At 61.4% G+C, this 25,869-nt stretch carries 27 protein-coding genes; 9 read left to right on the top strand and 18 right to left on the bottom strand.

The genetic code is table 11. From position 1 onward, the window contains the following. Positions 1 to 45: 45 nt before the first annotated feature. The 5 genes from ACSMXM_RS15570 to ACSMXM_RS15550 all read left to right on the top strand — a co-directional run bounded on the left by ACSMXM_RS15570 (position 46) and on the right by ACSMXM_RS15550 (position 3,149). Positions 46 to 522 (top strand): hypothetical protein, encoded by a 477-nt coding sequence (locus ACSMXM_RS15570; RefSeq protein WP_460317343.1) that lies wholly within the window; start codon positions 46 to 48, stop codon positions 520 to 522. Continuing rightward, entirely contained in the window at positions 519 to 1,091 is a 573-nt protein-coding gene (locus ACSMXM_RS15565) for a hypothetical protein (RefSeq protein ID WP_460317341.1), read from the top strand. Before ACSMXM_RS15570 ends, ACSMXM_RS15565 begins: the two co-directional genes overlap by 4 nt. 129 nt (positions 1,092 to 1,220) lie before the next feature. Beyond that, the gene (locus tag ACSMXM_RS15560) at positions 1,221 to 1,877 is read left to right on the top strand and encodes a hypothetical protein (RefSeq protein WP_460317340.1); all 657 of its coding nucleotides are present in this window, start codon (positions 1,221 to 1,223) and stop codon (positions 1,875 to 1,877) included. Beyond that, positions 1,877 to 2,119 carry a hypothetical protein gene (locus ACSMXM_RS15555; protein ID WP_460317338.1) on the top strand — a complete coding sequence of 81 codons (243 nt, stop codon included), beginning with the start codon at positions 1,877 to 1,879 and terminating at the stop codon, positions 2,117 to 2,119. The genes ACSMXM_RS15560 and ACSMXM_RS15555 overlap by 1 nt, the downstream gene beginning before the upstream one ends. Continuing rightward, entirely contained in the window at positions 2,112 to 3,149 is a 1,038-nt protein-coding gene (locus ACSMXM_RS15550; protein ID WP_460317337.1) for a tyrosine-type recombinase/integrase, read from the top strand. Before ACSMXM_RS15555 ends, ACSMXM_RS15550 begins: the two co-directional genes overlap by 8 nt. Before the next feature lie 55 nt (positions 3,150 to 3,204). Here the strand turns inward: ACSMXM_RS15550 and ACSMXM_RS15545 are convergent, their stop codons facing one another. Both ACSMXM_RS15545 and ACSMXM_RS15540 read right to left on the bottom strand, forming a co-directional pair. Next, complete coding sequence (locus ACSMXM_RS15545) at positions 3,205 to 4,002, bottom strand: sensor histidine kinase (protein WP_460317336.1); 798 nt, start codon at positions 4,000 to 4,002, stop codon at positions 3,205 to 3,207. Positions 4,003 to 4,093: 91 nt separating this feature from the next. After that, positions 4,094 to 4,690 (bottom strand): DUF4136 domain-containing protein, encoded by a 597-nt coding sequence (locus ACSMXM_RS15540; RefSeq protein WP_460317335.1) that lies wholly within the window; start codon positions 4,688 to 4,690, stop codon positions 4,094 to 4,096. A 119-nt stretch (positions 4,691 to 4,809) separates the two neighbouring features. Between ACSMXM_RS15540 and galE the strand changes: the two genes are divergently transcribed. Next, positions 4,810 to 5,811: a UDP-glucose 4-epimerase GalE gene (gene galE / locus ACSMXM_RS15535; RefSeq protein ID WP_460317624.1), complete on the top strand. Its 1,002-nt coding sequence runs from the start codon at positions 4,810 to 4,812 to the stop codon at positions 5,809 to 5,811. A gap of 9 nt (positions 5,812 to 5,820) precedes the next feature. Here galE and ACSMXM_RS15530 read toward each other — a convergent pair whose 3' ends face one another. Then, positions 5,821 to 6,570 (bottom strand): metallophosphoesterase family protein, encoded by a 750-nt coding sequence (locus ACSMXM_RS15530; protein ID WP_460317334.1) that lies wholly within the window; start codon positions 6,568 to 6,570, stop codon positions 5,821 to 5,823. Positions 6,571 to 6,707: 137 nt separating this feature from the next. On the opposite strand from ACSMXM_RS15530, the gene ykgO reads away from it, so the two are divergent. Both ykgO and ACSMXM_RS15520 read left to right on the top strand, forming a co-directional pair. Next, positions 6,708 to 6,833 (top strand): type B 50S ribosomal protein L36, encoded by a 126-nt coding sequence (gene ykgO, locus ACSMXM_RS15525; RefSeq protein WP_011415100.1) that lies wholly within the window; start codon positions 6,708 to 6,710, stop codon positions 6,831 to 6,833. 6 nt (positions 6,834 to 6,839) lie between these two features. Beyond that, positions 6,840 to 7,445 (top strand): HAD family hydrolase, encoded by a 606-nt coding sequence (locus ACSMXM_RS15520; protein WP_460317332.1) that lies wholly within the window; start codon positions 6,840 to 6,842, stop codon positions 7,443 to 7,445. Here the strand turns inward: ACSMXM_RS15520 and ACSMXM_RS15515 are convergent. From ACSMXM_RS15515 to ACSMXM_RS15455, 13 genes are all read right to left on the bottom strand, one after another. Next, on the bottom strand, positions 7,442 to 8,578 hold the full coding sequence (locus ACSMXM_RS15515) for an acyl-CoA dehydrogenase family protein (protein WP_460317330.1): 1,137 nt from the start codon (positions 8,576 to 8,578) through the stop codon (positions 7,442 to 7,444). The genes ACSMXM_RS15520 and ACSMXM_RS15515 overlap by 4 nt on opposite strands. A 47-nt stretch (positions 8,579 to 8,625) precedes the next feature. Continuing rightward, on the bottom strand, positions 8,626 to 9,819 hold the full coding sequence (locus tag ACSMXM_RS15510) for an acyl-CoA dehydrogenase family protein (RefSeq protein WP_460317328.1): 1,194 nt from the start codon (positions 9,817 to 9,819) through the stop codon (positions 8,626 to 8,628). Positions 9,820 to 9,885: 66 nt separating this feature from the next. Beyond that, positions 9,886 to 11,940 carry a 3-hydroxyacyl-CoA dehydrogenase NAD-binding domain-containing protein gene (locus tag ACSMXM_RS15505; RefSeq protein ID WP_460317327.1) on the bottom strand — a complete coding sequence of 685 codons (2,055 nt, stop codon included), beginning with the start codon at positions 11,938 to 11,940 and terminating at the stop codon, positions 9,886 to 9,888. 152 nt (positions 11,941 to 12,092) lie between these two features. Then, positions 12,093 to 13,331 carry a serine hydrolase domain-containing protein gene (locus ACSMXM_RS15500; RefSeq protein WP_460317326.1) on the bottom strand — a complete coding sequence of 413 codons (1,239 nt, stop codon included), beginning with the start codon at positions 13,329 to 13,331 and terminating at the stop codon, positions 12,093 to 12,095. A gap of 56 nt (positions 13,332 to 13,387) precedes the next feature. Then, positions 13,388 to 14,164 (bottom strand): acyl-CoA thioesterase, encoded by a 777-nt coding sequence (locus tag ACSMXM_RS15495; RefSeq protein ID WP_460317325.1) that lies wholly within the window; start codon positions 14,162 to 14,164, stop codon positions 13,388 to 13,390. 72 nt (positions 14,165 to 14,236) lie between these two features. After that, positions 14,237 to 16,573 (bottom strand): patatin-like protein, encoded by a 2,337-nt coding sequence (locus tag ACSMXM_RS15490; RefSeq protein ID WP_460317324.1) that lies wholly within the window; start codon positions 16,571 to 16,573, stop codon positions 14,237 to 14,239. Positions 16,574 to 16,626: 53 nt separating this feature from the next. After that, on the bottom strand, positions 16,627 to 17,097 hold the full coding sequence (locus tag ACSMXM_RS15485; protein WP_460317323.1) for a DUF4112 domain-containing protein: 471 nt from the start codon (positions 17,095 to 17,097) through the stop codon (positions 16,627 to 16,629). Between the two features lie 5 nt (positions 17,098 to 17,102). Further along, complete coding sequence (locus tag ACSMXM_RS15480) at positions 17,103 to 17,669, bottom strand: superoxide dismutase family protein (RefSeq protein WP_460317322.1); 567 nt, start codon at positions 17,667 to 17,669, stop codon at positions 17,103 to 17,105. 74 nt (positions 17,670 to 17,743) lie between these two features. Continuing rightward, positions 17,744 to 19,168 carry an NAD(P)(+) transhydrogenase (Re/Si-specific) subunit beta gene (locus tag ACSMXM_RS15475; RefSeq protein WP_460317321.1) on the bottom strand — a complete coding sequence of 475 codons (1,425 nt, stop codon included), beginning with the start codon at positions 19,166 to 19,168 and terminating at the stop codon, positions 17,744 to 17,746. Positions 19,169 to 19,171: 3 nt separating this feature from the next. Beyond that, positions 19,172 to 19,483, bottom strand: coding sequence for a proton-translocating transhydrogenase family protein (locus ACSMXM_RS15470; protein ID WP_460317320.1), 312 nt, complete (start codon positions 19,481 to 19,483; stop codon positions 19,172 to 19,174). 10 nt (positions 19,484 to 19,493) lie between these two features. Next, positions 19,494 to 19,862 carry a PH domain-containing protein gene (locus ACSMXM_RS15465; protein ID WP_460317318.1) on the bottom strand — a complete coding sequence of 123 codons (369 nt, stop codon included), beginning with the start codon at positions 19,860 to 19,862 and terminating at the stop codon, positions 19,494 to 19,496. After that, the gene (locus ACSMXM_RS15460) at positions 19,862 to 20,992 is read right to left on the bottom strand and encodes a Re/Si-specific NAD(P)(+) transhydrogenase subunit alpha (RefSeq protein WP_460317317.1); all 1,131 of its coding nucleotides are present in this window, start codon (positions 20,990 to 20,992) and stop codon (positions 19,862 to 19,864) included. The genes ACSMXM_RS15465 and ACSMXM_RS15460 overlap by 1 nt, the downstream gene beginning before the upstream one ends. Continuing rightward, on the bottom strand, positions 20,993 to 21,130 hold the full coding sequence (locus tag ACSMXM_RS15455; protein ID WP_460317316.1) for an aa3-type cytochrome c oxidase subunit IV: 138 nt from the start codon (positions 21,128 to 21,130) through the stop codon (positions 20,993 to 20,995). It abuts the gene before it with no gap. Between the two features lie 136 nt (positions 21,131 to 21,266). On the opposite strand from ACSMXM_RS15455, the gene ACSMXM_RS15450 reads away from it, so the two are divergent. Further along, on the top strand, positions 21,267 to 22,766 hold the full coding sequence (locus ACSMXM_RS15450; RefSeq protein ID WP_460317314.1) for a sigma-54-dependent transcriptional regulator: 1,500 nt from the start codon (positions 21,267 to 21,269) through the stop codon (positions 22,764 to 22,766). A gap of 21 nt (positions 22,767 to 22,787) precedes the next feature. On the opposite strand, the gene gcvPB is transcribed toward ACSMXM_RS15450, so the two are convergent. Beyond that, entirely contained in the window at positions 22,788 to 24,356 is a 1,569-nt protein-coding gene (gene gcvPB, locus ACSMXM_RS15445; RefSeq protein ID WP_460317313.1) for an aminomethyl-transferring glycine dehydrogenase subunit GcvPB, read from the bottom strand. Between the two features lie 46 nt (positions 24,357 to 24,402). Continuing rightward, positions 24,403 to 25,770, bottom strand: coding sequence for an aminomethyl-transferring glycine dehydrogenase subunit GcvPA (gene gcvPA / locus ACSMXM_RS15440; protein WP_460317312.1), 1,368 nt, complete (start codon positions 25,768 to 25,770; stop codon positions 24,403 to 24,405). Positions 25,771 to 25,869 lie beyond the last annotated feature (99 nt).

Raw genomic sequence — 25,869 nt, 5'->3', positions numbered from 1 at the left:
TTCCCGCCCAGGCCTGACCGCAACTGATCATTAGGGAGATCAATCATGGCTACCGCACACACTACAACTGCGCCCGCTGCGCGCATACCCCTCCCTCCCGCATTCCACTCTTCCGGCATGACCTATGCCCGACGGGATGCACTGGAGGATATGATCGAGCAGCTGATCGAAACGCTCGACGCTGCCGACGGCGACACTGACTTGGAGGATACCGGCGCTGAAGACGATTTTGGCGATTATTCGCTGCACGACGACGGCCCCGGCTGCATCCTTGCCGACAGCGACCAGGGCGTCGATGATCAGGAAGCCGGATATGACGGTAAACCCGGCGACCCTGAAGATTGCGAAGAGGACGACCACTCAGGCCTGCCCTACGACGAAGACAGCTTCGACATGAAGGTGGGGACGGAGGAGCCGGTCTATCGCCCTCAATACGGGAGCGACCAGACTACCGCTCCGATAAATGAGCGGGCAGAGCAGCTGGCCTATTACCGATCCCTGCACCGGGGGGGCGTCCAATGACCGCCCTCACACGCAGAGCCGCTATCGTCGGCACCTCCGCAGCCGTTGTAAGCCCCCTATTCGCACAGACGGCCCATTCAGCGCCTTCCAGCCGCGTACAGTGGGACAAGGCCCTCGCTGCCTATCGTGCGGCCAATGAGCACCATGATCGCATCTGGGATCAAATGGAGGCTGCCGAGGAGGGCTTTTATGCCGCCCGCAAGCCGAAGCCGAACCGTCCCCAGGAGCGGTTCGATTTCCAGATCATCGACGGCGAAGTGCACATTCCGTTCACCGCGAAGAATCAGCATGAGGTCGCCAGCTATGACCATCGTCTGGCGCAATGGAAGCGCGAGACGGCAGAACTGGAGCGGTCCACCGGCAAGCTGAAACTGGAAGCTGACCAAAAGCAGGCGGTGAGAGAATTGCTCAAGAGTGAGCAAGCGCTGTACGACACGCCCGCCCCTGACCTGACTGCCTTTGCACTTAAAATGGAAATCGCGCTCGAGCCGCATTGCGACATCAGCGAGGAAGCGAAGGCTGCTTTGCTGGCGGATGCAAAAAGGTTCGCAAACCGGAACGCCGCGTGAACAAACCCCCGCGCTTCAGGTTGCATCCTTGGTGCATGGAGTTGCGGGGAACACCCACCCAATCATGCTCCAACCGCCCTCCGGACGACGTTACTTGCATGTGATACTCATATGAGTTACAGAAGCCACATGTTGCCCATCGAACTCCGATATTTCCGCAATCCCGACGGGAGCATCTGGCACTATCCCAAAATGGATGAGCGAAACTCTTCGCTCCCGTTGGCGATAGATGTTTCAGGGATCGACGAAAGACAGCTTCGTAATGGCCTGAGTCGAGGCACGATAAAAATCGGTGAGCAGGACAAAAATAATCAATGGCGTCTATCTTTAAGGGAAATTTTCGTTCTCACCGTGATGAACAAATTGAACACCGATGCCATGCTACCTCCAAAGGCAGCTTTTAGTATTGCAAGCGCCGTAAAACACTACAGCGAAGTCGCTTTCGAACTTGGCGGTTTAATTCATAAGGTAGATTCCGAAAATGAAGGCGCCAGCGACGATCACTCTAGGATAGATCTTTTACTTGTATCCGACTCTCCGGGCACAGTTATTGATATAGAACATATTCACCCGAAAGGTGCATCAAGCTTCTATAGAAGTGGCGATGAGATTATTGCACCGTCCGTCTTACGCGATCTGACGTATATAAAATTATCTCTCACCCAAGTTAGCAAATCCGCTTATTACAATCTACTTCTTTCCGATCACTTAGAGGTTAGCGAGGAAAAACCCTCTACAGCTACTGAGAAGCTCGCGAAGCGAGCGAGCAGAGCGGCAAAGACCTAATGGCGCGTCCTCTCCCCCACTGGCCCCGCGTCCTGCATGCCGTCCCGGCGGCGGCATATGCAGGGTATCGCGGAGAGCGTAGCTTCCGTGCGGCCGTGTCTGCTGGGGAGATGCCCCCTGCCTTCAAGATCGGCGGGAAAGAGGCTTGGGACGTTCACGAATTGGACGCGGCGATCGACGCCATCAAGGCCTCATCGGGCGGCAAGAATTCCTGGCGCGAAAGGCTCCCTGAGCGTGTCTAAGGTACAATGGCCTGGCGTGAAGCGTGTGAAGGCGAAGGGCCGCGCCTATTACTATTGGAGCCGCACGGACCCCATGGTCCGCCTGCCTGATCCCACTGGCGAGCCGGATGCGTTCATGCGCAAGATAGCCTTCCTGCAAAAGAATACGAACCTGATCGAGCAGCGCGCCCGTGAAGGCACCCTTCGCGCCCTCATAAGGAAATACAGCGCATCTAAGGACAAGCGCGGCCTGCTGACCAAGGGAGAACAGACACAGCGCGTCTATCGCATCTATCTGGACCGCCTGGAGCATGGCCTGGGTGGCGTGCCCCTGATCGAGCTTACGCCCGAGATTATTCAGGAACGCGTGATGGATGCCAACGAGGAAACCCCCGCTGCCGCCAACATGATGCTGGCCATCCTCGCAGCGCTCTACAAATTCGGCGTCAAACGCGACCGGCGAATCGAGGACTGGACCGCCAACATCGACCGGTTCGATGCCGCAGGCGAACATGAGCCGTGGCCTGCCCATATCCTCAAGATTGCGCTGACCAGCGAGGACGAGTCTTTCCGCCGCGCCGTCTATCTGCACCTCTACACGGGCCAGCGTACCGGCGACACCTGCAAGATGACGTGGAACAGCATTCGCGGCGCCCGCATCCCCGTGAAGCAGGACAAGACGGATATTGAGCTATCTATCCCCCTGCACCCCGACCTTGCCGCAGAGCTACAGCGCGGCCCACGGACGACGCTGACGATCCTGTCTAACCAGCAGGGCAATGCGCTGAAGTCCAAGACGTTCAGGGGATGGTGCGCCGCCTTCAGCAAGGAACATGGCGTCAAGGTCGTTCCCCATGGGCTGCGCAAGAACGCCGTCAACGCCCTTCTGGAGGCGGGTTGCACCCCCTTCGAAGTCCACTCCGTCACCGGCCAGTCAATGCAGATGATTGAACACTACGCCAAGCGGGTGAATCGCAGCCGTGGGGCAGACGCAGCCATCCTCAAATGGGGAACGGAAACGAAACGCGAACGGGAAAACTCGGTAAAATGATGGAAAACTTTCAGCCTAACCAATTGAACGAAGGACGGAAAAGTCCGTCTGGTGTTCAAAAATGGTTAACGCCGGCGGATGGAGACAGGGGACGGCAGAAAACGAACGCCTGCTGCAAATCTGCATCGCCGCCGACAATCCTGCTGGCGGGCAGGATAACACGGGCATGTGTGCCGCATCCCGGCTGATTTTCCAGGTTCAGCGTCCCGTCGTGCAGCTCCACCAGCGCCTTTGTCAGGGGCAGGCCCAGGCCATGGCCCGGTACGCGTTCCGCACGATCCACACGGCCAAATGGCGCCATCGCTACCTTCGCTTCTTCAGCCGACAATCCCGGGCCATCATCGCTGATATCGATCAGCAGCTGGCCCGTTGCATTGACGGATGCCGAGATACCGACGCGTCCTCCTTCGGGACCATATTTGATGGCATTGGAAATCAGATTGGTCAGGATTTGCGTCACCATTCGCGAATCACCGATGATTTGCGGCAAGTGCGGCGGCATGGCCAGGTCCAGCGTGACGCCCCGAACCTTTACAGACGTTATCAATGTGCGCACAGCGGCCTCTGCGCACAACCCGAGATCAAAATGGGAATTATCAAGCTCCAGCTCGCCCTGATCCAGCCGGGCCAGATCCAGCATGGCCTCTACCGTACCCTTCAGCGTTTGCGCCGCTTCCCATAATATCGCGGCATGTTCGCCGACGCGATCCGGGGACACGTGGCCGCCGGCCAGCATTTCGGCATATCCGCAAATGGCGCCAAGCGGCGTCTTCAGCTCATGCGCCAGCGTCGCCAGAAACAGGTCATTCTCTCCGCCTGCATATGGTTGTTCACCCGCACATGGCGCATTCATGGGAGTTCCTTGCCCGCTTGGTTTCCTGCGCCCCCCGGCACACTAAGCTTTCGTTAGGCTGCCTTAAAATATGGTAAATGGCTGCCCGAAATTAATCATCATAAGTAACTGTCTTGCCTGATTCGCCGGGAAAGTCGCGCAGCAGATCACGCGCAAGCCCTGGGATTGCTGCGGAAAGCACCGCTTCCTCGGAATCCTCTCTGGCTTCTGTCACGGCCCGCCCCTCCCACAGGGGGGCTTCGTCGCTTGCCCGTATCAACCGCACCTCCAGCATGGAAACGCGAACATCTTTCGGCTTTCCGCCCAGGCCAAAGCTGGTGCCGAGACCGATACCGGTGCTGCGTCCGAACGTGCCGCCACCAACCCCGACGGATACCGGTGAGCGGCCCTCGATCGCTTCGCGCGTATTCTGGGCATAGTCGATTGCGGCAATGATGTCGGCGCCTGCCCGATCCGCAACCGGATTGAAGCCCACTGCGGCCAGTTCCTGCGATACCGCGCCGGCATATTGCTGAAATTCCAGACTGCCCTGCCGGTCGGGGACGATCGGTTCGACAAAGACGGTACCCCGCTGCAACTGCTGGTTCAGGTGGAACCGGGTCACGTCGGTGCCGCTATCGACGGTCGTGCAACCGGCGACGAGACCAAGTGCAGCTAGCGGCAGAAACGCGCGGGCAAGACTTTGCATGATTGAAACCTTCCTTTCACCCTCGGCGGCTACACATAGCCGCTCGACGTGATATGGCGGATGAACGCGCGGCCCCCTTTCCGGGTTTCGTCGCCACCCTTAGCGAGGAACGACTTCAGATGATCAGCCAGGGCCGAGTGTTGGTAACGGGCGGCGCGGGATACATAGGCAGCCACGCCGTCCTCGCTCTTATTGATGCCGGCTATGAGGTTTCCGTCGCCGACAATCTGGTGACCGGCTTTCGCTGGGCGGTCCCCGACGCAGCGGTTTTTCACGAAGTCGACATTTCCGATACGGACGCGATGGCTGCCATTCTAAAAGGGGATGCCATCACCGCCATCATGCACTTCGCCGGGTCCGTCGTGGTGCCTGAATCCGTCGAAAACCCTCTGAAATACTATCGGAATAACACGGCGGCGACGCGCAACCTGATCGAGGCGGCGGTGCGCGTTGGTATTCCCCACTTCATCTTTTCCTCCACTGCGGCCACTTATGGCACTCCCGACGAAGTGCCGGTCAAAGAGACCACCCCGCAAATCCCCATCAATCCCTATGGCATGTCGAAACTGATGTCTGAGGCGATGCTGGCCGACACGGCCGCCGCCCATGATTTCGCCTATTGCGCGCTGCGCTATTTCAACGTCGCGGGCGCCGACCCTGAGGGTCGCGCGGGGCAGGCCACAAAGGGGGCAACTCACCTGATCAAGGTCGCCAGCGAAGCGGCAACGGGAAAGCGATCCCATGTCGACGTTTATGGCACGGACTATGACACGCCCGATGGAACCGGCATTCGTGACTATATCCACGTCACGGACCTTGCCGCCGCTCACGTCCTGGGGCTTGGCTGGCTAGATGCTCACCCCGGCGAATCAGTCGTGATGAATGCGGGCTACAAACGCGGTTTCAGCGTCCTTGAGGTTTTGGACGCCGTCGAACGCGTCTCCGGCAACACGATAGAACGCCGCCTATGCCCCCGACGCGCCGGCGATCCGGGCGAGTTGATCAGCGACAATTCAAAGATCCTGTCCACGCTGGGATGGCAACCTCAACATGCCGACCTGGATCAGATCGTCCGCCACGCGCTTAGCTGGGAGTCGCGGCTGCACGAACGCCAGAACTGACCGCTTCCATCACGTAGAGATGGACCGGCGGTCGGTCCCTTCCAGCACCAAGGCGGTCAGCCGATTCGTCTTATAGGCACCCGTGTCGACGCCGGTTCTGAACTTCTGCGAATCGAGGCCGTTCGAGATCGTATGACCGTGCACGATGTGGGGGCCAAAGCTCTTGCGGTGATTCAGGAAGTCCTCCCTGATCCAGATCAGGTCCTTTTCGCGCTGCTTCTCAAGCGACACGTGCGGCCGCACGCCGGCATGAACGAACATATAATCGCCGACCGTCTTCGACAGTTTCAGCTTTCTGAAGAATTTGCGATGCGCCTCCGGCATCGCCTCTGCCAGTGCCTTCATCGCGGTCTGCGGATCCTCACCATAGATCAGCCCGCGGCGAATGCCCCAGCTTTGCATCGCTTCCGCGCCACCCTGCTCGATCCAGTTACGGTATTCCCGCATCTTCGGCTGTTCCTCCCTCAACAGGGACGACAGGAACGCGTCGTGATTCCCCTTCAGGAACGTCCATTTGTCACCGGGCCCCGGCCCCGCGCACAGCCGCTCGACCACCTGCGCTGAATCCGGTCCGCGATCGATATAATCGCCCAGAAAGACAATCCGGCTCTTGCCTACATAGCCGTCCAGATCGACGGCGATCTTTTCCAACAGCCGGTCCAGCAGCCCGGCCATGCCATGAATGTCGCCGATCGCGTAGATACGCTTACCGTCGGGAATGGCGGGCGTGGGCGCCTTGCGGGCGAACGGATTCTTCATGCCGTCCCGCGATACCGATGCCGGGCGATAGAGAAAAGCCTCCTTACACTATGACCTACAAAGGTTGACTTTCGCACCGCCCGACCCTAGCTACGCGCCTCGATTCCCAGACAATCTGAATGATAGCAGGCACGGCCATGAAAGTTCGCAATTCCCTCAAGTCGCTGAAAAATCGTCATCGCGACTGCCGGGTCATCCGTCGTCGTGGCCGCACGTACGTCATCAACAAGACGAATCGTCGGTTCAAGGCGCGCCAGGGCTAAACGCCTATGTCCGCGCTCGACGCGGTCATGTTCGATGTCGGCCATGTCCTGTATGACTGGGACATTCGCTACCTATACGAAAAGCTGATCCCGGATACGCAGCGTCTCGACTGGTTCCTGGCGCACGTCGTCACGCCGGAATGGCATTATCAGCACGATCGCGGTCATCCCTTCAGTCAGACAAGTGCGGACCTGATCTCCCGGTTTCCGGAAGAGCGCGATCTGATTCTTGCTTACGGTCCCCGTTGGCTGGAAACGATTGGCGAGCCCATACCCGGCATGATCGAGCTGGCCGGCGAACTGCATGATCGCGGCCTGCCGCTTTACGGCCTTACCAATTTTTCCGACGAATTCTGGCGGATGTTCCGTCCCACCGCGCCCGTCTTCGACCGGTTCACAGATGTCCTGGTGTCGGGCACGGAGCGCCTGGCAAAGCCGGACCCGGCCATTTATCGCCTGGCCATGGATCGGTTTGGCGTAACCCCGGCCCGCACCCTATTCATCGACGACCGCGGCGAAAATGTCGAAGCGGCGCGCGCGCTCGGTTTCATCGCGCACAGGTTTCGCGACCGGCAGGGCGTCGATGACGTGCTGGCGCCGCTCCTTCCTTAATAGCCCGCCTCGCGGGCAAGCCTGTCTGCATGATAATTGGCTTCGCCGAACAGTTCCGCCAATGTCCGCGCACGTTTCATGTACAGGCCGACGTCATATTCATCCGTCATGCCGACGCCGCCGTGCATCTGGACGCCCTCCTGCACGGCCAGCTGCGCAGTCAGGCCGGTCATGGCCTTGGCCGTGTGGACGGCGCCATGGGCCTTTGAAGAGCCCGCATCCAGCAATTGCTGTGCCTTCAGCGTGGCGGCGCGTGCCACCTCCAGTTCCGCATACAGATGCGCGGCGCGGTGCTGCAGGGCCTGGAACGTGCCGATAATCACGCCGAACTGCTTACGCTCCTTCAGATAGGCCATCGTGCGGTCGGCGGCGCCCTGCCCCACACCCAGCAACTCGGCACTGGCCCCTGCGCGTCCAGCGGAAAGCAGAGCGTTCAACGGTCCCCATCCGGCATCTACCTCCCCAATTACGGCATCGGCATCGACCTCGACGCCGTCGAACTCGATTCGTGCGGCAATGGATGCATCGGCCAAGCGTCGTGGGTCGACGGTCATTCCTGCCGCGCCCTTTTCTACCGCGAACAATGTGATGCCGTCGCTGTCACCCGGCGCGCCGCCCGTTCTGGCCGCGACGATCAGCATGTCGGCATTATGCCCGCCAACGACGAACTGCTTACGACCCGTCAGCCGGAAACCATTGCCCGACCTCTTGGCGCTCATCGCCGTCCTTTCCGGGTCATGTTTTGCACCTTCGTCGATCGCGAGGGCGACCGTCGCGTCGCCCGCGGCGATTGCCGGAAACCATCTGTCGCGGTGATGCTTGCCACCCTGCTGCAGCGCTGCCACCGCCGCGATACCAGTCGACAGCAAGGGGGAGGGTGTCAGATTCCTGCCAATCTCCTCCAGAACCACGCCTGCCTCGACATGGCCAAGGCCCAGCCCCCCCTCATCCTCTGAGATCAGGATGGAGGTAAACCCCATCTCTGCAAATTCCTTCCAGAGCGCCGGATCATATCCATTGGAATCGTTCGAATCCCGTAATTTGCGCAGATGCGCCACAGGCGCCTTTTCGGCCATGAAGCCGCTGGCGCTGTCGCGCAGCATTTCCTGATCTTCGGTCAGATAAAGTGGCATGAATTTCCTTTCGTCTCTTCCCTTGGGGAAGAGCGGGAGAGCTGTAATCAGCTTGGCAGTTCCAGAATGCGTTTGGCGACGATGTTCAGCTGGATTTCGCTGGTGCCGCCCTCGATGGAATTGCCCTTCGACCGCAGCCAGTCGCGCGCCTTTTTGCCGCCATCAGAATCGCCCGATTCCCATTCGAGAGCGTCCGAGCCGCCAGCCGCCATCACCAGCTCGTTGCGCCGCTTGTTCAATTCCGTGCCGTAATATTTCATCATCGAGGCTTGCGCCGGGTTCAGCCGTCCCGCCTTCCACTCATCGTTGAAACGCTCACCCTGTGCGCGATAGGCTGCGGCGCGGACCTCGAACAGCGCGATGTCGGCGCGCATCAGGGGATCGGCCAGTCGCCCCTCCGCATCGGTGCCGACAGCCTCTACGGCCATTTGCGGCAGCGTCTTGCCGGCGCCATCATGCCCCATGCCGGAAATCATTTCCCGCTCGTGGCCCAGCAGATATTTGGCCACGTCCCAGCCCTTATTCTCCTCGTGCACCAGATTGCGCTTTTCCGCGCGGGCGTCGGTGAAGAAGGTCTCGCAGAAGGGGCTGGACCCTGAAATCAGGCGGATCGGTTTCGGCTCTACGCCCGGCTGGTCCATGTCGAACAGAATGAAGCTGATGCCCTGGTGCTTCGGGGCCTCGGGATCGGTGCGGACCAGACAGAAAATCCAGTCCGCCTTGTCGGCATAGCTGGTCCACACCTTCTGGCCGTTGATGACATAATGGTCACCGGCATCGACCGCCCGCGTCTGCAGTCCGGCAAGGTCACTGCCCGCGCCGGGTTCGGAATAGCCCTGGCACCAACGGATTTCCCCGCGCGCGATAGGCGGCAAATGTTCCTGCTTCTGCGCCTCCGTGCCATATTTCAGCAGCGCCGGGCCCAGCATCCATATGCCAAAGCTGGACAGCGGCAACCGCGCGCCAAGACGCGCCATCTCCTGCCGCAATATCTTGGTCTCTTCGCGGCTGAGGCCCCCGCCGCCATATTCGGTCGGCCAGTCCGGCACCGTCCAACCCTTTGCCGCCATCCGCTCCAGCCACAGTTTCTGCGCGTCGGACTGAAAGGTGAAGTTGCGGCCACCCCAGCACTGATCCGCATCGCCCATCATCGGCGTACGCATTTCGGGCGGGCAATTTTCCTCCAGCCAGGCGCGCGTGTCGGCGCGGAAGCTGTCCAGATCGGCGTCAGCAGCGGGCATCGTTATCTCCCCAACATTCACATGGGTCCCCCCGACACGGGGCCGGGGGGACCGCTATTCTGTTTCCTAGTTAAAGGTACCGCCGGACGCGGCCTTCTCCTTAAGTAGAGATGACATGGGCCATTCCGGCATTTCCGCAGCATGTTTTTCCAAACCTGCGACGATTTTGTCGAGCCCCGTCAGGTCGGCCCACATCATCGGCCCGCCGGTGTAGCGCGGCCAGCCATAGCCGTAGATCCAGACCACATCGATGTCGGACGCCCGCTGCGCCATGCCTTCCTCCAGGATGCGCGCACCCTCATTGACCATGGTGTAGAGGCAGCGTTCGCGGATTTCCTCGTCAGAAACGTGGCGCTGCTCCTTGCCCTCCTTCTCGGCCCATTTGGCGATCATCGCCTCCACCTCGTCGGACGGCGATCCGCGCCGGTTCTCGTCATAATCGTAGAAGCCCTTGCCGGTCTTCTGTCCCCAGCGGCCCTTGGCACACAGCTCGTCGCGCAAGGTTTCCACCCGGTTTTCGTCACGATGCCATCCGATATCCAGTCCGGCGAGATCGGACATCTGGAACGGCCCCATGGGGAAGCCGAATTCGACGAAGACGCGATCAATATCCCACGGCTTCGCCCCTTCCATGATCAGCTTGTTCGCTTCCACCTGACGCGGCTTCAGCATACGATTGCCGATGAAGCCGTCACAGACGCCGGCGACGACGGCGACCTTGCCGATCTTCTTGGCCAGCTTCATCACGGTCGCGAGGACGCTTTTCGACGTCTTTTCGCCGCGCACGACCTCCAGCAGCTTCATGATATTGGCCGGGCTGAAGAAATGCGTACCGACCACGAATTCCGGCCGTCCGGTCGCGGCGGCGATCTCGTCAATGTCGAGATAGGAGGTGTTGGAGGCAAGGATCGCTCCCTGCTTCACATGCTGGTCCAGCTTCTGGAAGACCTCCTTCTTCACGTCCATATTTTCAAAGACGGCCTCGATGACCAGATCGCAATCGGCGAGGTCGGCATAATCGAGCGTACCCGTCCACAGGTCCATGGCACCCTTGGCCTGCGCTTCCGTCATCCGGCCGCCCTTGACGTTCCCCTGATAGTTTTTGCCGACGACGCCCCGGCCGCGCTCCAGCGCCTCCTGGCTCATTTCGACGGTCGTCACCGGGATACCGGCCGACAGAAAGTTCATGGCGATGCCGCCGCCCATCGTGCCAGCGCCGATAATGCCGACCTTCTGAATATCGATCAGCGGCGTATCGGCCGGCACATCGTCGATTTTCGCGGCTTGACGCTCGGCAAAGAACAAATGGCGCTGCGCCTTCGACTGATCCCCGGTCATCAGCTTCATGAACTCTTCGCGTTCGATCTTCACGCCCTCTTCATAGGGCAGTTCGACCGCCGCGCGGATGCAGCGCATATTGGCGGCGGGGGCATCGAAACCGCGAATTTTGCGACCGTTCTTTTGCTTGAATTCCTCAAGGATGCGATCGGCCTCGGCCAGATTGGGCAGCATGTCGTTTCGGGTGGAGGAAACGGGATGATCATCCTTCGACGCGACCTCCCGTGCAAAGGCGATTGCCGCGTCGGCCAGATCGCCTTCGACGACCTTGTCGACCAGGCCGCTTTTCTCTGCGGCGCCCGCAGAGACCGGATTTCCGAACACCGCCATCTGCAATGCCTGTTCTACCCCGACAATACGCGGTAGCCTCTGCGTGCCGCCGGCGCCGGGCAGCAGGCCCAGTTTCACCTCCGGCACGCCCAGCTTCGCCGAGGGGACGGCAATGCGGTAATTACAGGCCAGCGTGACCTCCAACCCGCCGCCCAGGGCGGTCCCGTGAATCGCGGCGATCGTCGGCTTCGCCACTTTCTCCAGCTCGTCCAGCAATTCCGGCAGGCCGGGCTGTTGCGGCGGCTTGCCGAATTCCGTGATATCGGCGCCCGCGTGAAAAGTGCGCCCGTCGCAGCGAACGACGATGGCTTTCACGGCATCGTTCGCCGCGCCCTCCCGTATCCCGGCCTGCAGCCCCTGCCGCACCGCCGCGCTAAGGGCGTTTACCGGCGGATTGTCGCTGATGATGACGAGAACATCGTCATGTAGTTCGGTGCGGACGGGGCTGGTCATGATAGGTCTCCAATGATGAATATTGCTGCGCGTCAGGAACTCTGGCCAATGCTGTCCAATAGGGTCGGGGCGACTATGGCACGGGGGGCGAAGCGCGCGTTACCTCCCCAAATTCACAATGCCTCCCCAAAATTCCGAACCATCGCGCCTTCTCACGCATGGCTTTGCGTCATGGCGGCGTGAATCATCGTCTTCAACTCCCGACGCACGTTGAACTGCATTGACGGGCCCATCTGGGTCATGAAAATCACGATCAGCCTTTCGACCGGATCGATGATCAGGGCCGTCGAGAACAGCCCGCCCCAGCCATATTCCCCAACACTGCCCGGCACGAGAGTCGTCGACGGGTTCATCACAACCGATACACCCAGTCCAAAGCCGATGCCTTCATTGCTCGCTTCGGAAAATAGCGATCTCGAAATCCGTGTCAGGTCGACGCCTCCCGGCAAATGATTGGCCGTCATCAGGGCGACGGTCTTGGGGCTCAGGATGCGTGCACCCTCCAGCTCTCCGCCATTCAGCATTGCGTGGGCGAACCTGTGATAATCGGCACTGGTGGCCACGAGCCCGCCCCCGCCCGACAAAAGTTTCGGTTTCACGGCCCATGCGCTTTTGGAACGACTGTCGAACAGTCGCTTGCCCTTTTCAGGATCGACGAACCAGCAGTCGGTAAGGCGGTCTAGCGTGTCGGGGCGCGCGAAAAACCCGGTATCGGCCATGCCCAGGGGCGCAAAAATGCGTTCCTGCATCACCTCGTCCAATGGCTTGTCCGTCAATCGCTGTATGACCGCGCCCAGCACGTCAGTGGCGATGGAATAGTTCCACCCTTCGCCGGGCGAGAATTCCAGCGGCAATTTGCCGAGTTCGCGGACGAATCCGTCCAGATCGAAATTTCCGTGGGTGTTCTCCAGCTTCAGTTCGCGATGCGCCAGGTCCACCGCGCTCCTGTGCTGAAAACTGTAGGTAAAGCCCGCCGTGTGGCGCAGCAGGTCAACCATCTGCATGGGGCGCTTTACGGGCTGGGTCACGAACGGAACCCCCGCACCACCGCTGGCCAGAACCCCGACATCCTTCAACTCGGGCAGCACTTTCGCGACGGGCGTATCCAGCTGGACCTTGCCCTCTTCGAATAGGCTCATGAAGATTGCGGACGTGATCGGCTTCGTCATGGACGCGATGCGGAACAGCGCGTCTTCCCTCAGCGCCTCGCCATCCTCCCGCAGCGACCCTTGGGTAGAAAAATGAATTGGGGCACCGTTGCGGCTGACCAGCAGCTGCGCCCCAGGAAACCGCCCGCTGTCGATATAATTATCTCGCAGAAAATCATCGACCCTGGCGAGCCGCCCGGCGTCAAAGCCATGGGCGGCGGGATCTTGGATGCTGATCGTCATGGGGGCAAAATCTCCTGGGTTCTCGCTTCGGTCCGCTCCACAGCACCTAGACCGCCCTATCCGAATAGCGCAATCGACTGCATCGCGCGGACAACCAGTGTCCCGTCCGCATTCCACATGCTCATGTCCTGACTGGTATTGCCATGTTCGATATGATCGCTGGTGGACCGCAACAGCCACCAGCCATCCGCACTGACGGGATTCGGCGTCAACGCGTTGAACATCCAGGTCAGCGAGGAAACAGGCGCAACTTTCGTCATTAGCGGCAGGGCGGCGGGCGGCAGCGCATCGCCGATCGCCAGCAGCTCCGTCATCGGGTCCAGGTGCTGCCTGTCCTTCAGCCTTATCCAGCGCACGATATCCGCCGGGCGGCCATCGGCCCCCGTTTCCATCACGCCCATATCGAACATGCCGACGAAGGCAGGCCCCACCCCCTGTGGCACTTCCGCGGCCGCGGGCCGGGGATGATCCGGCGGGGGCGCGTCCGCCGCCAGGTGCACCGCACTTTCCATCTCGCGCATGAACACGAACGTGCCGGTCAGGCCGATGCCCGCTTCACCGACGACATCCGCCTGGATGAAGGCGGCGTTCTTGCCCCGGCGCAGCAGCTTTGCCGTGATCTCCACCGTGCCGGACAGCGGCCCCACGAAGCTGATTTGCGCAGAACGAAGTGGCGGCAGGTCATCCGCCGCCCCCCGCGCCGCCTCATAGGCCAGTGCAGCCGAGAATCCGCCATAGGCCGTGCGCCCCTGCTGCCATTCAGGCGGAATTTCGGTTCGAAAACCGCCGTCTGTCATCTGTTTTGCGGCGAGCAGGGCGGGCAGGCTTATCATGCAATTCCTCCAACGATACAGGCGCTGCTTGGGCTATGCGGACATGCCGCCAGCGTCAGCCTGCGGTTTATGCTAAGCCAGCTCCGCGCGTATGGCCGCGATCAGGTCCGGCACCTTGGTCAACCGCTCTTCCTCGATATCAAGAATGGTGTGAAAAGCGCGCCGTTTCAGGTCAGCCGTTTCACTATCCGGCAGGCGCACCTCTGCGGGCAGGGTCGACAGGACGATATCGATCAGCCGCTCCGCCCCGTGCAGGCGTCCCCACAGATAATCATTCTCGCGATAGGCGCGGCTGAAGAACGCGCCGAAACTGTTGAAGCGGATACCCTTCAGGGTCGCCTCCGCGCCGCCTGCACGAATACTGGTCGCATCGTTGGGAGAGATGCGGTCGACCTTGATCTCGTCATATTCATCCAGCCCCTCCCCCTGCAGCATGGGAAAGGTAACAATGTCGTAGAATGAAAAACCCAGCCAGGCGCGCAACAGCGTCCGCCTTATGGCGGCCGGCATATCCGCACCGTTCAACAGTTCCGACAGGCGCTGATCGGTGCATATGTCGAGTTCCTGCAGCCCAAGCGCGTCGCCATATCTGTCGACGGCATGGTGCGGATCGGCCCATATGTCCGCCGCCGCTGCGCGCACGCCCTCGCCGAAATGGCTTATGCTACGCCGATCGACGAACGGCGCCAGCATTTCGAACAGGGCAGCCTTGGTACGCTCGCCCGCCTCGCGCAGATCCGGTCCCTGCCTATCGATCAGATTTCCCAGCTGACGAATGACATAGCGCAGGCGCCGCGTCCGGAAGCCGAGATCATAGCGCTGCAGAAAGCGCACATAATTGTCTTTTGCGGCGAGTTTCGGTTTCACCGTGCGGGTAATCTCGTCGATCCCGTTTCGCCGCGCCCAGTTCCAGAGCGCCTTGCGGACATCTTCCATGGGGCCAGGCTCCACGTGGCCGCCCAGCTGCGCCAGCGTCCCCGCCATCGTCTCCACGATTTCCGCGAGCTTCAAATGGGCGTAGCCTGGGTAGGCATAGCCCGCCCGGTCCACGGCGGCGGCATTTGCCTGATCGCGTAACGCCGACAGCTTCGCAGGTGACGGTTTCGATGCGAAGGTGCGCGCGCCCAGCGCGGCACTCGTCTCCGCACTCGTCGATTTCGATATACCGGCAAGGACGTGGTGCATCCGGCGCACGCGGCGACTGAACCCCTGCAGCGCTTCCAGATCGTCGCGGATGGGCTGTTCACGCGGAATATCGCTCAGCGACCGCAGGATCGTGGTGAAGAAGCCCGGCGGCTCGTTATCCTCGAAATTGCGTCGCCGCGCGCCGATCGACCTGACGCCCGGCTTCGGATCGATGTAAACGAAGCGTCGATCCACTTCCCGATGCGCGGGACGGTTGCGCAGCGCGGCGATGGCGGGCCGGAACGGCGCATTGTTGAGGATAGAGCCGTCCAGCAGGGGCGCAGTGTCGCGAACATCCGCTTCCGCGCGGTTCGGGAACACCCGCTGCAAGAAGCTTTCTCGTTCGTCCCAGCCCGTTTCCCGGCTATCCAGCACGGCATCCATCTCGCGCGCCTGAAATGGCGGGAAGGCGCCCGGAAAACTTGCCGTCGCGCGCGCCGCGAACGCCAAACTGGCGACCTCGGCAATGCGCCTGTCGGTGCCGCGCGCGCCCTCGTCCCGGAATGCGATGATCTTGCGATGTTCTGTTTCGATGACCTGACGGGGACTGTGCAGCCGCAGCCGCTCCGGGTGCCCGGCGAAATCCGTGACCGTCACGAACAGGTCCAGTGGCTGGCCGTTCGGCAGCAGGGGTGGTCCGGCGGGACTTGACCGGATCGCCTCCAGCGCATCCAGCAGGAACCCGGTAAAGATCTTGCCGGAAAAGGGCGGATGGAACCAGCGAGAGCGCACGAACCGCGACAGCTTCTGCTCCACCTCGGCCTTGGCGTCGACCTCGATCACCTCGTCGGTAAAATCGGCGGTGCGCGTACGGCGCAGGTATAGCAGCAAGGCCGGCGACAGGATCTTCGTCATGCGCGTCCCCATTTTCGCATCGGGGTCAAGCAATTCGTCGATGTCGGCCTTGTCCAGCCACAGGTCGACCAGGGGATCGAGCGAGCGTCCGGACGAAATCGCCTCGGCCAGGAATATACCGTTGATCCCGCCAGCAGATGCACCGGCCACGATATCCACGATGACGCGCAGGCGCACATGTTCATGCACGCGCGACAACAGGTCGTAATAAATTGCCTCGGTATCGTCGTCAGGACGAGGCTCGCCCGCCATCAAGGCGCGGGAGGCGCGAAGCAGCTTCCATACTTCCCGCGTGATTCCGTGCATGTAGACGGCCAGGCTGATGCCGCCATAGCATATCAGTGCGAGGCGGAGTTCCTTTTCACGCATGCCTCATCTTGTGGCAGCGGCAACCGGTCCCTGCAACTCCACCCCTCACAATCTCATAGAGTATCACCATCGATGACGGCGGTCTCCGGATGATGCTTATCCAGATGCTTCCTGACGATACGAAGATTTTTCGTGTTGGAACGGAACAGCACGTCGGCCGCGTCGCCAATAAACGGGACGAAACCTATGGCGGTGTCGAACACCGTGTTCCCGCCCATCCGCGCCAATTGCCATTTCGACATGCCCAGATTGCGCGCTTCCCAGATCATGTAGCTGGACAGCAGGCCGCCGATAATGTCGCCCACCACGGGCACGAACCCCAATATCGAATCCAGCCCGATACGATTGCCGATCACCGGCAGGTGAAAGGGAAGGCGTATCGCCTTTTCCAGGATCGTTTCCAGAACCTCCAGCCGGGCGCGAACCGCTGCCGGAGATTTGGGATCGACACCGTCGCGGTTCAGCTGGCGCGCAATATCTTCGAACGCCTGATTGTCGATATTGAAGGGTTCTGCCTTTGCCACGCGGATTATCCCGTTGTGATGGTGCTGCACGCCATGCGCGCACCTGCGTCACCAGCCGGCTGGCTGACCATGTCGTCGGCATTCATGTGCACGATCAGGCCGGCGCCGTCGCTGTCGAGCATGGGCACCGTGCCACCATTCAGGCTGACATCGTCAATCGTCGCCGTCAGCTGCGCACTGCCGCTGGCATCGACCGTCACATTGCCGAGATCGCCCTTATGTTGCGGATGCGGTTGATTGGTCGGGTTCCAATGGCCGCCGGCGCTGGTGAAGTCCGGGGGCGTACAGGTTCCGGTCTGATGGACGTGCACGGCATGAACGCCGGGCGCCATTCCCGTCAATTGGGCATCCACGTCGACGCCTGCATCCGTCTCCGTGAACACGGCGCGTCCCACCGCACTTCCCTCAGCCGTTGTAAGGTTCGCATAGCCGACCTCTCCGGGGGATGTATCCTCCATGGCTGCGCTGCCGTCGGCGGCGCCAGTCTGCATGCCATCACCCATAGGGTCGGCGCAGGCGGCCACCAGGGTCAGGCCTGTACTTAGGGCGAGCAGGGAAAAAGTGCGTTTCATGAATCGTCTCCTTTGCAGGGCCACAACGCAGTTGCGGGCAATTGGTGCCGTCCGCGTGACAAGCGTCGACAAACTCACAAACTCTTGACGATTTCCTCGACCATCTTCTTCGCGTCGGACAGCAGCATCATGGTATTGTCGCGGAAAAACAGTTCGTTTTCTACGCCAGCATAGCCCGCGCCGCCCATGGAGCGCTTGATAAACAGGGTCGTTGCCGCCTTTTCGACGTCCAGGATCGGCATGCCGTAAATGGGGGACGTCTTGTCGGTCTTGGCCGCCGGATTGGTGACATCGTTCGCACCGATGACGAAGGCGACATCGGCCTGGCCGAAATCGCTGTTGATGTCCTCCAGCTCGAACACCTTTTCATAATCGACGTTCGCCTCTGCCAGCAGGACGTTCATGTGCCCCGGCATCCGGCCCGCGACCGGATGGATGGCATAGCGCACGTCGACGCCCTGCTCTTCCAATATGTCGCCCATTTCACGCAGAACATGCTGCGCCTGTGCAACGGCCATGCCATAGCCAGGTACGATGATGACCTTCTCGGCATTCTTGAGGAGGAACGCGGCGTCGTCGGCGCTGCCCGTCTTGTAGGGGCGGTCAATGGCGGGACCGCCGCCAGCGGCTGCCGCATCCTGCCCAAACCCGCCTGCAATGACGCTGATGAAACTGCGGTTCATCGCCCGGCACATGATATAGCTGAGGATCGCGCCAGAGGAGCCTACCAGTGCGCCCGTGATGATCATGGCGCTGTTCGACAGGGTGAACCCCATCGCCGCCGCCGCCCAGCCGGAATAGCTGTTCAGCATGGATACGACGACCGGCATGTCGGCGCCGCCAATGGGAATGATCAGCAGGAAACCGATGATGAAGCTGAGAAGGACGATGACCGGGATCATCCAGCCCTCTCCCGCACCGCCGGCAGGCGACAGCACATATAGCGCGATCAGTATCAGGATCGCGGCCAGTGTGCCGAAATTGATGACATGGCGGACGGGAAGGATGATCGGCGCGCCCGACATATTTCCGTTCAGCTTCGCAAAGGCGATGACCGACCCGGAAAAGGTAATCGCACCAATTGCTGCGCCCAAGGCCAGCTCAACGCGGCTGACCGCAAAGATCTGACCGGCGGCATCGGCAATGCCGAACGCCGCAGGGTTCAACCATGCGGCCAGCGCCACCAGTACGGCAGCAAGACCGACGAGCGAGTGGAACGCCGCCACCAACTGCGGCATGTCCGTCATCGCGATCTTGCGCGCGATGATCAGGCCGGCCGCGCCGCCAATGGCAATCGCGATGGCAATTTCCAAAATGCCCGCCAGCTCATGCGAAACCAGCGTCGTGACGACCGCGATCAGCATTCCGGCCATGCCATAGCGGTTGCCCGCGCGGCTGGTATCGGGCGACGATAGTCCGCGCAGCGCCAGAATGAACAGGACGCCCGAAATCAGATAGGCGATCAGCGCCCATGCGGGCGTGGTGACGACATGCTCCATGATTTATCCTTCCGCCTTCGCAGCGGCGGGCGTCTTTTTCGGCTTCTTCTTATACATGGCCAGCATGCGCGCCGTGACGGCAAAGCCACCGAAAATGTTGACGCTGGCCAACGCGACCGCGATCAGCCCCAGCCATTTTGCGGATGCGACACCGGCTGCGGCGCTGGCAATCAGCGCGCCGACGATGATGACCGACGAAATCGCATTGGTGACCGCCATCAGCGGCGTGTGAAGCGCCGGCGTTACCGACCAGACGACGTAATAGCCCACAAAGCAGGCCAGCACGAAGATCGACAGGATTGAAATAAAGTCCATGTGCGTCCTTTCACTTCACGCCGAGAACGCGCTCTGCCAGCAGCCTCTGTATCGCCGCCGGGTCACTTTTCCGGGAAATCTTCAGCTCGAAGGGATGCTCGTAGGAGGAAACCCAGATTTTCAGATCGGTGTCCAGGTCGAGCGTTCCGGCGCTCTCCACGCTGAACCGCACGATCGACTTATAGGGGATGCTCATCACCTCGACCTTGCTGCCGGTCAGGCCCTGCACGTCGATCAGGACAAATCGGAAGTTCGTTAGAAACGCGATGTCCCGCACCGTCTTGAACGCGGCCAGAACATCCTCGCCCTGCAACAGGTGCTGGCCGAATTTCTCGACCACTTCCTGATTGCTAACCTCATGCGAACTGAACAGACCCATCAGGCATCCAGCCGTGCATTGCCGACGGTGCCGCCGTGCGTGACGCGTACACCCTGCACGATTTCGTCGTCGTCCGGCCAGACCAGCGTGTTCGCTTCCTTGTCCCAGAAGGCGGACAGGAAATTCCACAGATTGCGTGCGTAAAGCTGACTGGCGACCTCGGCCAGGCGGCCGGGGACGTTGCGATGACCGATGATCCTGACGCCGTGCACCCGGACGATTTCGCCCGCCTGTGCGCCCTCGACATTGCCGCCCTGCTCGACCGCCAGGTCGACCAGCACGGATCCCGGTTTCATGCTCTGCAGCTGTGCGTCCGACACCAGGCGCGGCGCGGGTCGCCCGGGGATCAAAGCCGTCGTGATGACGATATCCTGCTTGGCGATATGGTCAGAAACCAGCTTTGCCTGCGCCGCCTTGTATTCCTCCGACATTTCGCTGGCATAGCCGCCCGTACCCTCGCCCTCGATGCCTGCGACATCCTCGACGAAGATCGCCTTAGCACCCAGGGATTCGATCTGTTCCCGTGTCGCCGCGCGCACGTCGGTCGCGCTGACCTGCGCGCCCAGCCGGCGTGCGGTGGCAATGGCCTGCAGGCCGGCGACGCCCACACCCATGACAAAGACCTTGGCCGCGGAAATCGTGCCCGCCGCCGTCATCATCATGGGAAAGGCGCGACCATATTCCGCCGCGGCGTCAAGTACCGACTTATATCCGGCCAGATTGGACTGAGACGACAGCACGTCCATCGATTGCGCGCGCGTGATCCGCGGCATGAATTCCATCGCCATGGCGGTCAGCCCGGCATTGGCATAGGCGTCCAGCGTGTCGCGCGCCTGCATCGGGTTCAGGATGCCGCAGACGATGGCGCCCCTAGCGGCACCGGCTAGCGTAGCCGCCTCCGGCGCCCGCACGGCAAGGATCGCCTCGGCGCCACTGACGGCCGCCGCGCGCGTCGGTGCGATCTCTGCACCGGCCTCCTCGAAATCCGCATCGGAAAGTCCAGCCTGGGTTCCGGCGCCGGTTTCCACCGCCACCGTCGCGCCCAGACCGGTGAATTTTTTCACGGTCTCGGGCGTTGCGGCCACGCGTGGCTCGCCCCCGCCCGCATCGTTCAGGACGGCAATCCGCATTTATGCGACGAAGATCGCAAGGCCGAGAAGTACGATGACGATGCCGCCGATTGACCATTTCATCAACGACTTGAAGCCAAAATAGGTGGTGGCGTGGTCCTTCATCGCTTTCGCGGTGTAGGGTTTCTGCGGGCTCATGATCCTTGGGGTCCCTTCAAATGTCCGCAGCCCCTTTACCAAATTCGACATTCAAGTGAAGTGAAAGCCGCGACATTTTAGCATGATCTTAACTTCAGGGGCGCCATCTAGCCTTCAAGAGGGGCCACTCTATCGTATGTCTAAAACAGCTTCACACGTACTTATTGTCGACGACGAACCTGCCCAGCGCATGCTTTTGCGCATGATCGCAGAGCGCGAGGGGTATAAAACATATGAGGCGGAATGTGGCGTTTCCGGCCTCAAGACACTCGCGCGGGCCAATGGCGAAATCGGCGCCGTCATTCTCGATCATTCCATGCCGGACATGAGCGGGCTTGAAATGCTGCAATCTCTGCGCCCTGATCGACCGGACCTGCCCGTTATCATGCTGACGGCGCATTCCACGGTAAAGGTCGCCATAGAGGCGATGCGCGCCGGAGCGACCGATTTCCTGCTGAAGCCGGCAGACCCGGACAAGATCGCCGCGGCGCTTGACGGTGCCATGTCGGGCAGGGCCGATGGGGGAGAGTTGCGCCCCCTCACCGAAAAACTTCCGATATCCAGCAATTTTCCCGACATCGTCGGCGATGCACCGGCATTTCGCGCAGTGTTGAAGGTCGCGGCAAAGGCAGCGGAGCGCAACGTCCCGGTTTTGATTGGCGGCGAAAGCGGTACGGGCAAGGAAGTCATCGCCAACGCGATACATGACGCCTCGCCCCGCGCGAAAAAGCCGCTGGTGATCGTCAATTGCGGCGCCATTCCCGCCAATCTGGTCGAATCCGTGCTGTTCGGTCATGAAAAGGGTGCCTTCACCGGGGCCACGGGAAAACATGCCGGCAAGTTTGTCGAAGCGGATGGCGGCACGCTGTTCCTGGACGAGATCGGCGAATTGCCGCTGGACGCGCAGGTAAAGCTGCTGCGGGCGCTTCAGACCGGCCAGATCGAGCCTGTGGGGGGAAGCGGTCATCAAACCGTCGACGTGCGTATCGTCGCGGCGACCAATCGAGATCTGCGCGAAGAGGTGGCGGCCGGTCGTTTCCGGGAGGATCTCTACTACCGCCTGGGCGTCGTACCGATCACCATTCCGCCCCTACGCGAACGGCGGGACGATATTCCCGCGCTGGCCCGCTACTTCGCCCGGCAATTGCACGATGAAGGCGACATTTCCTGCAGTGAAATCGATTCCAGCGCCATGGCGCTGCTGTCGTCCTACGACTGGCCGGGCAATGTCCGCCAGTTGCAAAACGCGATCTTCCGCGCGGGCGTTCTTTGCGAGGGGGGGTGCCTGGGCCTCAGGGACTTTCCCGAACTTGCCCGGCAAAGTGGAACCTTCGTCATCCCGCGCGCCGTCGCGGCGGCGACAAAGCACCCCGTCGATACGCTTTCGCCATCGCCTTCGGCACCCGATGCACCGCTGGGCTCACCGCCCGACAGCGCTGCGTCAATACTGTCCAGCGCCATGCACAAGGCCGTGGACGGCGACGGGCATGTGGTGTCGCTGGCAGAACTCGAATCCGCGCACATCCAGATCGCGTTGCGGCATTATCGCGGAAAGATGAGCGAGGTCGCCCGCCGTCTGGGCATTGGCCGTTCGACGCTCTACCGGAAACTCGGCGAATATGATTTGCACGAGTGACAGGGTCGGCGGAGACTGCCCCTATTCGGCAGCCTCCGCCAGATCCGGCTCCGTCCAGGTCAGAATCGGTTTCCGCGCGGCGGCGGTTTCGTCAAGGCGGCGCAGCGGCGCATAGAATGGCGCTTCCTTGAAACGCTCCACGTCGCCCGCCTTTGCCGCACCGGCAAGGGCCAGGATGGTTTCGATAAAGCGGTCCAGCCCTGCCTTCGATTCCGTTTCAGTCGGCTCGATCAGCATGGCGCCGTGAACGACCAGCGGGAAATACATGGTCATCGGATGATAGCCCTCGTCGATCATCGCCTTTGCAAGGTCGAGCGTGGTGATCCCGGTCCCCTCCAGCCATTCGTCGCTGAACAGCGCCTCGTGCATGCACGGGCCTGACGCCGCGAAGGGCGCGGTCAGTTCGCCCTCCAGCCGGCGCAGGATGTAATTGGCGTTCAGCACCGCATCTTCTGCCACCTGCCTCAGGCCATCGGCGCCGTGCGATTTCATATAGCTGAGCGCACGGACGAACATGCCCATCTGCCCATGAAACGCGACCATGCGGCCAAAGCTGTCGGAATGGCTGCCCGTGCGCGCCTGCTCCTCCTCGACCAGCTCCAGCATATCGCCAGCCTTCCGCACGAAGGGCAGCGGCGCATAAGGGGCCAGGGCCTCGGAAAAAACGACCGGCCCGGAACCCGGACCGCCGCCGCCATGCGGCGTGGAGAAGGTCTTGTGCAGATTGATATGCATCGCGTCGATGCCCAGGTCGCCCGGCCGCACCTTGCCGACGATGGCGTTGAAATTGGCGCCGTCGCAATAGACATAGCCGCCCGCCTGGTGGACCGCCTCGGAAATCTCGGCCAGTTCCGGCTCGAAAAGACCGCAGGTATTGGGGTTCGTGATCATCACGCCCGCGACATCCGGACCCAGCTTCGCCTTTAGCGCGGCCAGGTCCACCCGACCCTCGGGCGTCGCCGGAATGGCGTCGACCTCATAGCCGCAAAAGGCTGCCGTCGCCGGGTTCGTGCCATGCGCGGATTCGGGCACCAGCACCACCTTGCGGGCCTCGCCGCGGGCCTCATGCGCCGCACGGATCGCCAGCATCCCGCACAGTTCCCCATGCGCGCCCGCCTTTGGCGACATGGACACTTCCGGCATGCCGCACAGCTTCTTCAGCCATGTCGCCAATTCGTCGATCAGCTCCAGCGCGCCCTGCACCGACTGCGCCGGCTGCAGCGGATGGATGTCCGCGAACCCCGGCAGGCGCGCCAGCTTCTCGTTCAGCCGGGGATTGTGCTTCATGGTGCACGACCCCAGCGGGAAAATGCCCATGTCGATGGCATAATTCATGCGGCTGAGCCGGGTATAATGGCGCACCACCTCCGGCTCTGCCAAGCCCGGCAGTCCGATCTCGCGGTTGCGCTCCAGCCCGCCCAGCCGCGTTTCGACCTGCGGCACGTCCATCAGGTCGACGCCGGTCGTCTTCGGCCCCGCAATCTCAAAGATCAGCGGTTCGTCCAGCATCAATGCGCGATTGCCGGTAAATGTCTGCGGCGCGTTTTCGGTCACGCTGCCGGGGCTGGTCTGGCGTCCGTTCTTCAGCATGTTACCTTATCCTCGATCGAAATCATCATCTTGTCTGTCCGCACGCTCACGACGCCGCGCCCTCATAGGCGGCGACAAGGGCGTTCACATCCTCGTCGGTGGCCGTTTCTGTCACGGCCAGCGTCACGCAATTCTCGATGCTGCCATCATCTTCATAAAGGCGGCCCAGCGCCACGCCGCCCAGAATGCCGTCATCCGCCATTCGGCGGATCAGCGGCCGCGCCTCACGCGTCAGCCTGATCGTGAATTCATTGAAAAACGCGTCGTTCAGCAACGTCACGCCCTCCACCTTCGCCAGGCGGTCCGCCACCTGACAGGCGCGGGCATGGTTCAGCGCGGCAAGCTTGCGCAGCCCCGCCTCCCCCAGCAAGCTCATGTGGATCGTAAAGGCCAGCGCCATCAGGCCGCTATTCGTACAGATGTTCGACGTCGCCTTTTCGCGGCGAATATGCTGCTCCCGCGTCGACAGGGTCAGCACGAAGCCGCGCTTGCCCTCTGCATCGACGGTTTCGCCGCACAGGCGCCCCGGCATCTGACGGACATGTTTCTGGTTACAGGCAAACAGGCCCAGATAGGGCCCGCCGAAATTCAGGCCGCCGCCGATCGACTGCCCTTCGCCAACGACGATGTCCGCGCCCATCTCTCCCGGTGAACGGATCGCCCCAAGCGAGACCATCTCGGTCACCACGACCACCAGCAGCGCGCCATGTTCGCGGCACTTCGCCGAAAGGGGGGAAAGGTCGGCGACATGGCCGAACAGGTTCGGATTCTGCACGACAACGCAGCTCGTATCCGCATCGACCGCCGAGATCAGTTCGTCCAGATCGTCGCCCGGCGCGCCCTCGGTCAGCACCGGGCGGCGCGCCTCCACTTCATCGTCCGTGAAATGCGTCAGCGTCTGCGCGACGTGAACATAGTGCGGATGAACGCCGCCGGAAATCAGCGCCTTTTTCCGCCGGGTAACGCGCCGCGCCATAAAGATCGCTTCGACACAGGCGGTCGACCCGTCGTACATCGACGCATTCGCCACATCCATGCCGGTCAGGCGGGCGACCTGTGTCTGGAATTCGAACAGATATTGCAGCGTCCCCTGTGCGATTTCCGGCTGATAGGGGGTATAGCTGGTCAGGAACTCCCCGCGCTGGATCAGATGATCGACGCTGGCGGGAACATGATGCTTATAGGCACCGCAGCCGAGAAAGAACGGCGTGTCCGACGCGGTCAGATTGCGCGCCGCCATGCGCGCCAGATCGCGCTCGACGCTCATTTCCGGCGCATGCAGCGGCAAATCGCCGATCGGTCCGTCCAGACGCGCGCTTTCCGGCACGTCGCAGAACAGCGCGTCGATATCCTTGGCGCCAATGGCGGACAGCATTTGCTGCCTGTCGTCTGGGGTAAGGGGCAGGTATCTCATCGGGCCTCTACTTTTCCCACGCCGCGATGGGCGGGGCAGATGTTGATCCATGGAGTGCGCGGCGTGCGGCAATGATCCGCCGCCGGTAGTGAAAGAAAG

Source organism: Pacificimonas sp. ICDLI1SI03 (assembly GCF_054740865.1).
This window is presented reverse-complemented; position numbering and strand designations above follow the sequence as displayed.